The organism is Microcoleus sp. T3_A4 (genome assembly GCF_036700465.1).
Lineage (GTDB): Bacteria > Cyanobacteriota > Cyanobacteriia > Cyanobacteriales > Microcoleaceae > Microcoleus.
Window position 1 is genome coordinate 18,014 of the sequence record NZ_JAUBOY010000044.1, and the last position, 13,796, is coordinate 31,809.

8 protein-coding genes are annotated in these 13,796 nt (G+C 45.9%); 3 read left to right on the top strand and 5 right to left on the bottom strand.

The genetic code is table 11. The features are described from left to right. Window positions 1-7 precede the first annotated feature (7 nt). Window positions 8-502 carry a phosphohistidine phosphatase SixA gene (gene sixA / locus QUA07_RS22550; protein WP_333224681.1) on the top strand — a complete coding sequence of 165 codons (495 nt, stop codon included), beginning with the start codon at window positions 8-10 and terminating at the stop codon, window positions 500-502. A gap of 233 nt (window positions 503-735) precedes the next feature. After that, entirely contained in the window at window positions 736-1,881 is a 1,146-nt protein-coding gene (locus QUA07_RS22555; protein ID WP_333082657.1) for a citrate synthase, read from the top strand. Window positions 1,882-2,210: 329 nt separating this feature from the next. Here the strand turns inward: QUA07_RS22555 and QUA07_RS22560 are convergent, their stop codons facing one another. From QUA07_RS22560 to QUA07_RS22575, 4 genes are all read right to left on the bottom strand, one after another. Continuing rightward, entirely contained in the window at window positions 2,211-2,717 is a 507-nt protein-coding gene (locus QUA07_RS22560; protein WP_333329472.1) for a DUF29 family protein, read from the bottom strand. Between the two features lie 176 nt (window positions 2,718-2,893). Next, window positions 2,894-5,008 (bottom strand): bifunctional arginine dihydrolase/ornithine cyclodeaminase, encoded by a 2,115-nt coding sequence (argZ, locus tag QUA07_RS22565; RefSeq protein ID WP_333329475.1) that lies wholly within the window; start codon window positions 5,006-5,008, stop codon window positions 2,894-2,896. A 377-nt stretch (window positions 5,009-5,385) separates the two neighbouring features. Beyond that, window positions 5,386-8,538: a PAS domain-containing protein gene (locus tag QUA07_RS22570; protein WP_333329478.1), complete on the bottom strand. Its 3,153-nt coding sequence runs from the start codon at window positions 8,536-8,538 to the stop codon at window positions 5,386-5,388. Window positions 8,539-9,107: 569 nt separating this feature from the next. Continuing rightward, on the bottom strand, window positions 9,108-10,046 hold the full coding sequence (locus QUA07_RS22575; RefSeq protein WP_333329481.1) for a glycosyltransferase: 939 nt from the start codon (window positions 10,044-10,046) through the stop codon (window positions 9,108-9,110). Window positions 10,047-10,612: 566 nt separating this feature from the next. Between QUA07_RS22575 and QUA07_RS22580 the strand changes: the two genes are divergently transcribed. Further along, window positions 10,613-11,821, top strand: a complete 1,209-nt coding sequence (locus tag QUA07_RS22580; RefSeq protein ID WP_333329484.1) for an argininosuccinate synthase — start codon at window positions 10,613-10,615, stop codon at window positions 11,819-11,821. A gap of 356 nt (window positions 11,822-12,177) precedes the next feature. On the opposite strand, the gene QUA07_RS22585 is transcribed toward QUA07_RS22580, so the two are convergent. Continuing rightward, the gene (locus QUA07_RS22585) at window positions 12,178-13,647 is read right to left on the bottom strand and encodes a GTP-binding protein (RefSeq protein ID WP_333329487.1); all 1,470 of its coding nucleotides are present in this window, start codon (window positions 13,645-13,647) and stop codon (window positions 12,178-12,180) included. Window positions 13,648-13,796 lie beyond the last annotated feature (149 nt).

Below are 13,796 nucleotides of genomic sequence, written 5' to 3' on the forward strand. Positions count from 1 at the left end.
TTGATATATGGTTATTTATCTGATCCGGCACGGTATCGCCGCCGCACCCGAAGAATATGATACAGACTCAGAACGCCCCCTGACTAAAGAGGGCGATCGTAAAACCAGGAAAATTGCCCAACGGCTGTACGAACTCGAAATTCAGTTTGACCTGATTCTCACCAGTCCCCTACTGCGGGCCCAGCAAACCGCCCAAATCCTGCAAACAGTCGGTTTGAGTTCCCAAATAGAAGAATCCGCCACCCTCGCACCTTCAGGAGACATCGGGAACTGGCTGGAGTGGTACAAACAGTGGCAGGAAATAGGTAGCCGCAGCTTGGCCCTGGTGGGCCACCAACCCGATTTGGGCAACTGGGCAGAAACTTTGCTTTGGGCTCGATCGCAAGATGCCCTGATTCTCAAAAAAGCAGGTATCATCGGCTTAATCCTCCCCGAAACAGGCTCCCCAGTGGGCCGCAGCCAAATGTTTTGGCTAACTGCGCCCAAGTTTTTGCTCCCCTAGAAACAGCGAACCGCCCCGACATTAACAGGACGCGCCAGCCCTCTTAAAACCGCATTCTGGCACGGCGAAACCGGGTTTGAGGGGCGACAATACGCAGCGGGGCGATCGGGCTATCTGTTGAAAAACCCGGTTTCTGAACCCCAATTAAATGATTATTTGTCAAGACTGTGACACTATCTTCGTTTCTGGTAATGTACTTTTAGTAGATTGAACTCACATAAAACGGTATCGCAATGGTCGTCGGCGAATTCAAACCAGGTTTAGAAGGTGTTCCCGCCACCTTGTCCAGCATTAGCTACGTCGATGGACAAAAAGGGTTGCTGGAATATCGCGGGATTAGCATCGAGGAACTGGCACTCAAAAGCTCCTTTCTCGAAACTTCATATTTATTAATCTGGGGGGTACTTCCGACAAAGGAAGAACTAGAAGCTTTCGAGCATGAAATTCGCTATCACCGCCGGATCAAATATCGCATCCGGGACATGATGAAATGCTTTCCAGAAAGAGGACATCCCATGGACGCCCTGCAAGCTTCAGCGGCCGCCTTGGGCTTGTTCTACTCTCGCAGAGCCCTGGCTAACCCAGCATACATTCGAGAAGCTGTAGTGCGACTGCTAGCTAAGATTCCCACAATGGTAGCAGCGTTCCAGCAAATGCGACGGGGAAATGACCCGGTGCGGCCGAGGGATGACTTGGACTACTCGGCTAACTTTCTTTATATGCTCAACGAGCAAGAACCCGATCCACTGTTAGCTAGCATTTTTGACACTTGTCTGACTCTCCACGCTGAACATACAATTAATGCCTCTACATTTTCGGCAATGGTAACAGCTTCGACGCTGACAGACCCTTACGGGGTAATTGCTTCAGCAGTTGGCACTTTGGCGGGGCCGCTGCACGGGGGAGCTAATGAAGAAGTGATTGATATGTTGGAGCAAATTGGTTCGGTAGAAAATGTGCGGCCTTTTGTCGAGAAGTGCGTTGCAAATAAGGACAAAATCATGGGCTTCGGTCACCGAGTTTACAAGGTGAAAGATCCGAGAGCAACTATTCTCCAAGGGTTAGCAGAACAGTTATTTGAGAACTTCGGTCACGACGATTATTACGACATTGCTGTCGAGTTGGAAGAAGTGGTTGAGGAGAAATTGGGTCACAAAGGAATTTATGCAAATGTAGATTTCTATTCGGGTCTAGTTTACCGAAAAATGGGAATTCCGATCGACTTATTTACACCAGTTTTTGCCATCGCCCGCGTTGCTGGCTGGTTGGCCCACTGGAAGGAACAGCTAGAGGCAAACCGCATTTACCGCCCGACTCAAATATATACGGGCACTCACGGTGAGCCTTATATTGCGATCGAGGACAGACTGCCATCCTAAAGCAATAATTATCAACTCAGATCTGAAAATGGCGAGAAGAATTGTTTTGCTTTTGTGAAGTGTTGAGTTAAAAATTGCTTTCGCCTTCCGAGTCACGAAGCAATCTCTATCTGCCACAAGCTGTCCTGCTGGGTTGCACCCCTCTTGTATGTTCGGGTGTTTGTTAGCGACAATAGTAAGAAGTGACGATTTTCAGGAACTCCGGTCCTCAGACTTGCGGGTCTGAGGTTTTTTATTGGAATATCAATATCAAATCCGCGCTTCATCGGAATTATTCATCTCTCTGGGATCTCCCTCTGCGTTCTCTGCGCCCTCTGCGGTTAAATCTCTTAATTCCAGTCTTCACCACCAGGCAAGTCAGCTAAATGCTCATCGATCGCATCCTCGAATTCACCTCTAGAATAAGTGTATGTCAGAGACAGTAGCCCAGTTGCGATCGCCATAATTTGCTCTCTGTCCACTCTTTGATTGAGTTGAGCACGGCTTAACTTTCCTTCCAACACTTCCCGGCTAGCCTCACGAATAGCCGCTTCTAGTTCATCTTCTATAAAAGACCACCACTCTGAGGAATTGATATAGTAGGATGTTTTATTATCTTTGAGATTGAGCTTTTTAATACCTCGGACAGAATTTGCAATAGAAGCGGCCCAAGAATTTGTTAAACGCTGTTCTACTTGATTTTTAATGAGGTGGATTAGCAGAATCAATAAAAAAGACCCGATATTCCGCAGAGTTGCTTGTTTGCTCATGCCCTCTAATTCATCGACAATTGCTAGAGCATCTTCCTTCCTGCCTTCTAAAATACAATTTCTGAGGTCTATTAATTCCTGTACCATTGCTGTTTGCCTCAACATTTATAGGAATTTCGTACTCTAACTCAGGGTTGTAGCCTAGTCTCAATCCCCCTAAATCCCCCTTAAAAAGGGGGACGAAAGAGTGCTTCCAGTCCCCCCCTTATTAAGGGGGGCTAGGGGGGATCTCCGGGTTTCAAAACACACCCTACTCGCTAAATCTAAACAGATTGAGCTACATGATGGCGGCTGGTCAATTTATCCAATTGATTAACCAACAAACTTAGGAACAATCCCACATCGGTAACAACTCCAATAGACTCGATCGACCCCCGATCGCTCAATTTCGTCACCACCGCCGGATTAATGTCCACACAGACCATCTTCACACCCGCAGGCGTCATATTTCCCACACCAATTGAGTGCAGCATAGACGACAGCATTAACACCATATCCGCACCACGTAACAGCTCAGTATATTCTTCTTGAGCCTTAACTAAATCCATTTGCGTGTCGGGAAGTGGGCCATCATCGCGGATCGAACCAGCCAGCGAAAACGGTATATTGTTCTTCACGCATTCGTACATCACACCGTTAGTAACCAGGCCTGCTTCAACAGCTTTAGCAATACTCCCGTAGCGCCGCACACTGTTAATTATTTTCAAGTGATGTCGGTGTCCGCCGCGCACAGCAATACCGCGTTTCATGTCAACCCCTAAAGAGGTTCCCATATTCGATTGTTCCATGTCGTGAACTGCGATCGCATTTCCACCTAACAGCGCTTGCACGTAACCTTCGCGAATCAAATGCGCTAAATGTTCGCCACCGCCAGTATGGATAACAACAGGCCCTGCAGTAACTACAACTTTGCCACCCCGATCGCGAATTTGGCGCAATTCCCACGCTACTTGTTCCACGACCAATTCTACGCGCCGCTCGCTAGAAACGCTGCCCGACATAAAGCTAAATTCTTGCGAATTGCGCTGTTCCCGCGATTCTGTTTTGCGGATGGTGCGGATGCCGACCACATCAACAACGACTTTTTCTCCTACTTTTAAATCTCGCAGTAATTTGCATTTAGCCACTGGGCCATCAGCGGTTTCAGTAATAGCAACTGCTCCATCCATCCGCTGATTTTGCGCTTTCACCCACTGACCATTTACCCGCACTTCCGTGGGATAAATTGTACTTACATAAAAGTCGTCTGGGCCGACACCATCTTGGACTACCGGTTCTAAAATAGCGTCGCAAATCTCTTGTGGTGGCGGCACTGCACCCAAGTCAATCAGCATTCCCATCATTTCTTCCATCACATCGTGGGAAGGAGCCGAAACTTTAACGTCGGCAGATGATGTACTTTGCCGCTGCTCTCCCAGATTGAAATTGAGCACTTGGAAACTGCCACCGAGATCGACAATTAAGTCCAAAGCACGACTAATTAAACCAGCATCCAGCAAGTGACCTTCCATGCGAATTGTGCGGCTTTCTACCATCACGTTTGCCGAGCGATCTTCTTGCACCGGTTCCGTTACCCGCAGCGTCAAACACTTACAGGCGCCGCCCGCTTTCAGAAATTCGCTCATCGGCGTTTCAATTACTTGAAAACCGGCCTGAGTAATGCGCGTTTTCAAGGCTTCGCTAACCTTGTTCATTACCACAACTTTGTCAATATTGACCGCATTGCAGGCAAAATTTGCGGCATCTGCTTCTTCAATAGCAATGCGTTTTTCCGGCGCAACTCGCATTTCGATTAAGCGGTTGGAATACGAGTCAAATGCTGCTGGATAGTAGAGCAAATATCCGCCTGTCAGAGGACAAAAACAGGTGTCTAGGTGATAGAAACGTTCGTCAACTAAACGCAGCGAAAGCACTTCTATGTTGAGCCATTTTGCTAGTAACGGGTGCGAGTCGAGTTCGGAACGGAAGCCGTATCCGGCCCACAACCAGCGTCCTTCGCGATCGAGTAAAGCATCGCCCGCACCCTCAAACGGCAAGTCTTTCGGGAGTTCGTGCACGGTGAAACCTTTGCTTTCAAACCATGCTTTGAAATAGGGTTCTTCGCCTTGGCGTTCTTTGTGATAGAAACGGCTGAGGACGAAGGTATTGCCTAAAAGTAAGCCTGCGTTGGCGGTGAAAACCATATCCGGCCAGCCTTTTGCGGGCGGTACGAGGTCTACCACGGCGTTTTCTTTGAGGACGTGGTAAAGTTTTTCCCACTGTTCGACGGCGCGATCGCGCGATGATTTGTGGACATTTCCCTCCATCCACGGATTAATCACGTAATCCACATCGTAGTGGTCGGGAGCACACATGAGGAAGCGAATTGAGTCAGTCATAATTCAGTTAAAATGTGGTAGACGCTACAGCAGACGTATGTTGACAGAGTTTGTATAATAGCAACTGTAATATTCACTACTAATTTTAGCAGCTCCACGTCTGGAGCCTCAAAAGGCTAACTTTTTATTATATCATGTTTAAGATAAGATTAAACTAAATGACAGACCGTTCGCAGCAAATACGGGAGAAAATCTCAGGTTATGACGCACTCTAAAATAGGTTCTGATAGACGATTCATATAATATCCGTTGAATTCCCCCCCATCTGACGGTCGGGGTGGGTTTAGGCTCATCTCTGGCTGATATTATAGATGGTTGGTGAACTGGCCCCTACAAAAATTATGGTTAATTTACCGCCCCTGATTTAACAGCTTATCCTAACTTTTAACTTTTAACTTTTGCGAAATTGGCAGTTCGATCGCAAATTCTGTTCCCCGGCCAACTTCTGAATGACACTCCAACTTACCGCCGTGGGTGTCTTTCACAATTTGGTAACTAATCGACAACCCCAAACCAGTGCCGGTGCCGATCGGTTTGGTAGTAAAAAATGGGTCAAACATCCTTGACTGAATTTCGGGAGGGATACCGGGCCCGGTGTCAGAAATCCGCACACGCACTTGATTTTCGCTGCTGACTTCAGTAACAATGCGAATCTGGTTAACTTTGCAAGTACAGTTTGCTGATGACTCTTCCACAGCGTCGATCGCATTCACCAGCAAATTCATAAATACTTGGTTTAATTGAGCCGGATAACACTCGACTTTGGGCAGGTTCCCGTAATTTTTAATAACTTGAATCTCCCGACGTTTTGGCTGTGACTGGAATCGGTGCTGCAAAATCACCAAAGTGCTCTCTATCCCTTCATGAATGTCTATTACTTTGCGCTCTGTTTCGTCTAGTCTCGAAAAGTTTCTCAAAGACAGCACTATCTGCTTAATTCGGTTAGCACCTTCTTGCATTGAAGACATGATTTTTGGGAAATCATCAGCAATGAAATCTACCTCGACTTCTGCCAATTCTTGGGCTATTTCTGGAACTTGTTCGGGATAGTATTGCTGGTAGAGATGGATCAATTTTACCAAATCGCGAGCGTACTGTGCGGCGGGAATAATATTGCCATAGATGAAGCTGATGGGGTTATTAATTTCGTGGGCTACTCCCGCTACCATTTGCCCAATACTTGACATTTTTTCTGATTGAATAAGCTGAGATTGAGCTTTTTTCAAGTCAGCCAAAGTTTTTTCTAACTGTTGCGCTTTTTCTCGTTCTCGCTGTTCACTAAATTGCAAATCTACTTCGGCTTGTTTGCGATCGCTAATATCAATATGCGTGCCCGTCATCCGCAAAGGATTTCCCGAAGCGTCGCGTTCCATCACCTTCGCTTGAGCTAAAATCCACTTCCACTCGCCGGATTTTGTCAGCATCCTAAATTCCACTTCGTAAGTAGGATTTTGGCCTTCGAGGTGAGCATTTAGCGCTGCTTTAGCCGGAGACAAATCCTCTGGATGTACCAGTTTCTCCCAGGATGCAAAACTATTTGCTATTTCCTCTACTTCATATCCCAGCATCATTTTCCACCGCGGATTAAAATAGACTTCTCCCGTGGCCAGATTCCAGTCCCACAATCCCATCGCACTGCCTTCAAATGCCAGATAAAAACGTTCTTCGCTAATTTGCAAAGCTGCTTCGGCTTGTTTGCGATCGCTAATATCCATCACTGTTCCCAACAGTTTGATTACTTCCCCAGTCTCGCTAAAAACCGCTTCTCCCCTTCCTTCCACGTATATAATTTGACCGCTAGGATGCAAAAAGCGGAACTCTCTTTTGTAGGAAATTCCTTGTGAGATAGTCAGGCTAACTGTTTGTTGAAATAATTCTCTGTCGTCGGGATGACACATCTTTAAAAGTTTGGCAGATGTCGGTTCAGTTGCACTTGAGTCAAGACCAAAAATGCGGAATACTTCTTCTGACCAAGTGATTTTATTTGTGACCAAATCAAATTCCCAACTGCCGATATGGGCAATTTTCTGGGCTGCTGCTAGACTAGCTTCGCTTTGTTGAAGTTTAAGTCGCTGTTGTTTATCTTGTTCGAGAAGATTGGCTTGAGCGATCGCAATTCCCATTTGTGCCGCCACAGTTTTCAATAATCCGATCTCATCTGGTGTCCAGTGGCGCGGGCGATCGTACTGGTGCAAGCATATCATTCCGTTGGCTTTTCCCTGGTAGGAAGTGCGGATGGATATCATCGACTTCAAACCTATTTGACCGCACAAATCTCGGACGTTTTCTAGCAGCGGTTCGGAAAAAACATCGTCAGAAACTACAGCTTGATCTTGGGACAATAAAAACTGAACGTGAGGATTGCCATCTATGGGTATTTCTAAATCTAAAAGGGATTTGGATGCGGACTTTCTGTACTCAGCGACATTAACAATTCTGGGAATAGGGTGTTCTGTGTAGGTGTGAAACAAGCAGCAATCCGCATTAAAAATACGACCAATTTGGGCCGTCGCTGTTTGAAAAACTTGCTCCTGCTTTAAGCTGTAGCGAATTTCCAGAGTAATTGTTTCTAGCAGAAATCTTTGCTTAATTTGCCGTTCCAAAGCAGCTAAAGCTGTTTTAAGTTCGAGTTCTGCTTGTTTGCGATCGCTAATTTCAGTAGCCGTCCCCAAAATTTTCCAAGGTTTGTCGTCGGCTGTTCTGGCAAACACGGTATCCACGCTAACAAACCAGCGATATTCACCATTTTTGTGCTGAATTCGGTACTCAAACTCAAAGCTTTCACCGTCTTTTGCTGCCTCAATCCTCCTCAGATGTTCTGAGAATCCTGGCAAATCTTCAGGGTGTATTAACTTAGGAAGAAATCCTCCTGCCATCTGCTGGATTTCTTCTAGGGTGTAGCCAATATCGCTATAGATTTCGCGGTTGATATACAGAGTTCGCTGTTCAATCAAATCGGAAACGTACAAAAGATTAGGATGTGTTTGAATTATTGCCGACAGCCAGCGTTGGCTGTCTCGGAGTTCTGCTTCGATCCGCTTGCGTTCTTCTATTTCTGCTTGCAGCCGCGCATTTTGTGCTAAAGTTTGTTTATAAAGACGGCTCAGAAGCAGTTGATTTTCGACGCGACTCACCACTTCTTCTGTTTGAAAGGGTTTAGTAATGTAGTCTGCCGCCCCCAGTGAAAAAGCTTTGACTTTATCAAAAACTTCATCGAAACAGCTAATAAAAATCACAGGAATATCTTTGGTTTGCGGACAAGCTTTTAGCTGTTCGCAGACTTGATAGCCATCCATACCGGGCATCATGATGTCCAGCAAAATCAAGTCTGGTGGACTCGACAGAGCAAAGTTAAGAGCCAATTTGCCATCTCGTGTCGGCCGCACTTTATATCCCCGCTTAGACAAAAGCTGGGATAAAAGCCGCAAGCTTTCTGGATGGTCGTCCACCATTAAAATATTTTCTTGTAAGACAGTGTTTTGAAGTCTAAGTGTTTCTAGTCTTGGATTTTTATTGTCAGTTGTATTCACAGCAGACCCTCAAACTATTCAAGTTGTATATGTGGGAATATTTTTAAAGTCATTAACCGCTTGTAGCTAACACTCTCAGATAAACCAGCACAACTATTGACTCTCTAGCACACTCCTAAATTATCTGTCATTATATCAAAACTAATGCTCGTTGGAAAATGTTGGTAGATAAAATTATCGGAGCCGAGTGAGAAAACAGCCTATCTTGCTCAAATCACAGGTAAGCAAGCAATTTTGATTAAAGGTAAAGCTTGTACACTTTCTATAAACCGATTTTGCTTGCCTTTATCTGGTGGCTTTTTTTGTGTCTTTTTCAGTAGATATCCTCACGGGAAAGGTTAATTCAAATCGGCCGGAACATGGGTGTCAACTTAAGACTAAAATTATTTGTTTTTCTGGTTTGTATCCAAGTCTTGAGTTCCCTAAATCCCCATTTTTAGCAGCGCTAGGGCAGTGTAGGCATAATTGTCAAACAGTAAGCCTTTACTATATTTGAGCTTAAGTTGACACCAATGGGCCCTGAAATACTCCTACAATATCTTATATTTTATTTGCGCTGTCGGGCTGATTTATGGTATCTTTGTCTCGGTCTGCAATTCCCCGCAAGCGGCGTACACGGCTTTCACGTTATACCAATTCAGAAAAATCCGAGCAATTTCTAGAGCTAACTGCGGCTTGCCTTGGTCAATCAACCACTGCAAAAAAGGAGTCATAGTTCGCTCGTTCAGCATCCCACCTAATGATAAAACTCCCCATAGGATTTGGTGCAAAAAAGTCATTTGAATCATCATCCGTACTTCCCAAATTGGGTGTTTTTGATAAAACAAAACTCCCATTCTACCGCGCTGAATTTCTCGGTCAATCATGCCCGGAATTTGCTCTAAACTAAAAGGTGGATGCCAGTGATAGCCGACAGCAGCCGGACATTTAATGAGTTTCAAACCTAATTTTTTTAACCTAACTCCCAACTCTAGATCTTCCCATCCGTACAGTTGAAAGCGATTGTCAAACAGTCCAGCAGCCAGCAGCCAGTGGCGGGCGATCGCCACATTTCCCGTAGCAAAATAAGCGGCTGAAAAATCGGTTATTTTGTAAGGTTCTGAGGTAGGATTGTCGAAATTGCAAGTATTAATCACGCTGCCGTAAGTAAAAACAGCATCAGTATCTTTGTAACCCTGTAGTAAAGCATCGGCGTGTGCTTGCAAAAAATGCTCTGTTACCACCAAATCGCTGTCAATAAAAATAATCGTATCGCCCTTAGCATCTTCAACGCCCAAATTCCGCGCCGCCGCCGGGCCCTGATGAGATTGACAGATCGATCGCACATGGGGCAACAAGTCAGCATTTGCCACCAACCACTCCAGCGTCCCGTCCGTCGATCCGTCATCCACGACAATTACTTCATACTCTCTGACAATCTCACCGAACTGCTGATTTTCCAAAGCCAGTAGACATTTTGCCAAAATCGGTTTACGATTATACGTCGGAATCACAACACTAAAAAACACGCTTTTTCCCCATCGCCACAGTTACCGTATCCCACGGTAGCAGATTTTTCGCAGCAACTCCCCCGGTAAATAGCCAAGTTTAGCAAAAAAAGAATATATAAATCTGTACTATTTATGACAAGAATCGATCTCAATTAGGTGCATAATACAAAGTTGGTTAAATATCACATCTAAATTCAGGATGTAAATAGCAGTCAGTAACCCAGGTCTAAAAGATACTGGGCTTGTAAGAGCAATTCCTGCAAGCCGTACTGACCAGCCTAAGTCTTAACTGACTATGTTTGTTGAGTCACGACACCCGGAAATGCGTAGCTAGTTTCCTGCTCTGTCATTTGCAATTAAACAGTTCTAAGGTCACTGGAACAGTGTTGCAAGTCTAAAAAGCTCTTTAAACATTGGCGAAGCTCACTTTACTGGAATGGCAAGGCGCTCCCGGCAATACAGGGATTAGACAAGTACCATTCCTCTACTTGTCTAGCCCCGAAAGGGGTAGGCGGTTAAAACCGCTCGTGTCGTTTCCCTCTCAGGGCCAAAGCCGCTGAGTTTCCCACTTACCGAGTATTTTCATGAGTCGCGCTAAAAAAGTTGTCCTAGCATATTCCGGCGGAGTCGATACCTCCGTCTGCATTCCTTACCTCAAAAACGAGTGGGGTGTTGAAGAAGTAATTACTCTGGCTGCGGATTTGGGACAGGGAGACGAATTAGAACCGATCCGCAAAAAAGCTTTAGCATCCGGTGCTTCGGAATCTTTAGTTATTGATGCTACCGAAGAATTTGTCAAAGACTATGCGTTTCCAGCAATTCAAGCTAACGCACTTTACGAAAACCGTTATCCCCTTTCGACTGCCCTGGCTCGCCCGCTGATTGCTAAATTGTTAGTAGAAGCTGCGGAAAAATACGGTGCAGATGCGATCGCCCACGGTTGCACAGGTAAAGGAAACGATCAGGTGCGGTTCGATGTGTCGATCGGCGCGCTCAACCCCAAGATTAAAATCTTAGCACCGGCGCGGGAGTGGAAAATGAGCCGCGAGGAAACGATCGCCTACGGCGAAAGATGTGGCATTCCGTCGCCAGTGAAAAAGTCTTCGCCTTACAGTATCGATCGCAACTTATTGGGAATGGCAATTGAAGCCGGAATCCTCGAAGATCCTTGGGCGGAACCGCCGGAAGAGGTGTATTTGATGACAAAGGCGATCGAGCAAACTCCCGACACACCCGAATACCTAGAAATCGGTTTTGATTGCGGGAATCCTGTCACTTTAAACGGCAAAGATTTATCACCAGTTGCCTTAATTTCCCAACTCAACGAAATAGTTGGAAATCACGGAGTAGGGCGCATCGACATGATTGAAAACCGCTTAGTCGGGATTAAATCGCGGGAAATTTACGAAACACCAGCGATTTTAGTTTTGATGCACGCGCACCAAGACTTAGAAAGTTTGACCCTGACAGCAGATGTCACGCGATACAAGCGCGGCATCGAAGAAACTTACAGCCAAATGATTTACAACGGTCTTTGGTACAATCCTTTGAAAACCGCTTTAGACGCATTTATTCAGGACACGCAAAAGCGAGTCACTGGAACCGTGCGGCTCAAACTATTCAAAGGAAATGCGACGATTGTCGGCCGCAAATCTGACAATTCACTGTACAGTTTCGACTTAGCAACCTACGGCGCAGAGGACGAATTCGATCACAAAGCTGCCGAAGGATTTGTCTATGTTTGGGGACTACCAACCCGCATTTGGTCGGAGAAAAATAGGGGTTATAAATAGGAGCGAATTAGGGTTGAAAACCCGATGTTAAGCCGCTGACTCGGATTAGGATTAAAAATTCGATCTTAACCCGCCGAATCGAATTGGCGGCTACACAAACAAAGTTCGCCTTCGCGGAATTAGAGTAGGGTGTGCACAGCACACCTTATTTGCCGTAATCGCCCCACCTGTGCCAGTTGCATAAGTTTTGAGTTAGTAAGATATAGTAATAATTGCTAATTGGTAACAGGTTGTTATCCTAATAATTTGTTAAATTGTCTTCACACAAATTTAGCTTTGAGGCAGGGGTTTAAACCCCTGCCGGATTGCGCCAGGGCTGCGCCATAATTGCTGGGTCAACGTAAAACAGCCGATCGCTAAGATTTCTGTTTTTCCACACTTCCCAAATCCAACTTAGCCCGCAACTCCTCCTTAATCCGATTTAAAATAGAATCCTCATCCAAAGAAGACAAAATCTTGCTCACCACAGCCTTTGGCCCATCATCTCCCCAAGAAGCACCATTAGCCAAATAAGCCTTAGTAACTTGACCGATACCATAGGAAGAAACCCCCGCGATCGCAGCTTGCGTCACCGCCACAGACAAATAAGGCCCTAAAGCCAAACCCCCCGTCGCCGGCGTCGCCAAACCCAACAATCCTTTCAAAGAACTCAAACCAAAATTAGCCAACAATTCCCCCGCAGTAATTCCCCCCATACTAATCGCAATCTTTTGCAGCAATTCCACCGCGCCCGCTTCCGTCATCGCAATGCCGTAAACTTTAGATAAAGTTAAGATCATCACCACATCAATTACCGCACCGCTAAGAAGATCAACTACAGTAATTGGATTAAGTGCGATCGCTACCGCTTTCGTCATTACCCCGTTCCAGATAATTCGATTAGCCGCGTCATCTCGAATCTCCATTTTTCGCTGCACCAACTGCTCGTTAATATCCCCCGCACACAGCATCGTATTCAGCGCCACCAAAGACTTGCCTTCTCGGTCTAAAATCTCCAAAATCTTTAATTTTAAATCTTGCACTTGTGGCAAACTGCGAGTCATTTGCACACCCATACTGCCGTCGGGACGGCGCACCGCCCTCGCTGTCAAAGGCGAAGCCGCCGCCATCACAATTTCATCGGGAGACAATAATTCTCTGACGCGATCGTCTCGAATTTTATGATAAATTGCCAGCCTGTCTGCATCAGGATACTGGTCAATTTTATTAAACACTAATAACATCGGTTTTCCGGCTTCCCGCAACTGCGAAAGTGCTGCGTATTCCACCTTCGTAATGTCGCCAGCAACCACAAACAAAATCAAATCTGCTTGTTGAGCAACGCGGCGGGCTAAAAGTTCGCGAGTTTCGCCGTCAACTTCATCTATTCCCGGAGTATCGACTAATTCAACTTGCGACAAACGGTAAATAACTGGCGAAAGTCGTAGCGTAGCGGGGCGTAAGCCATCGGGCAAATTCTCATCAATTCCCTCTCCGACATCCCACTGGCCGATAGTCGTCGTGCGAGTCACCCCGTGAGTCGGGCCAGTTTCAAACACATTTTGACCTAGCAGCGCGTTCAAAACCGAAGATTTTCCCCTTCCCACCATCCCAAACACAGCTATTTGCACGCAAGCGCGCTCTAGCTTGTCGAGCATTTTCTCTAACCCGCCAATTTCCGGTTCCAGTCCAGTTCGCTCTTGAACTGTCAAGTCGAGATTTTCTACTATATCTCGCAGAGCATCTTTAGCGTGGCGCAGGTTGAGTTCTGCCTGAATGTCTGCGAAGCTTAAAATTGTGTCATCTAATTCTCGATCGACATTGGAAAAATCGGAGGCTTCAGTCATTGTCACCTGGCTTTTTAACTTATTTTACCTAAAGTTGCAACAGATACAATGCTATTGTACCTGTTTCTGTCTGCTGCGTACAGCCCGCACCAGTTCGCAGCGCCCAAAAATCGGCTTTGCACAATTATGAAATAACCGCAAGATGTCAA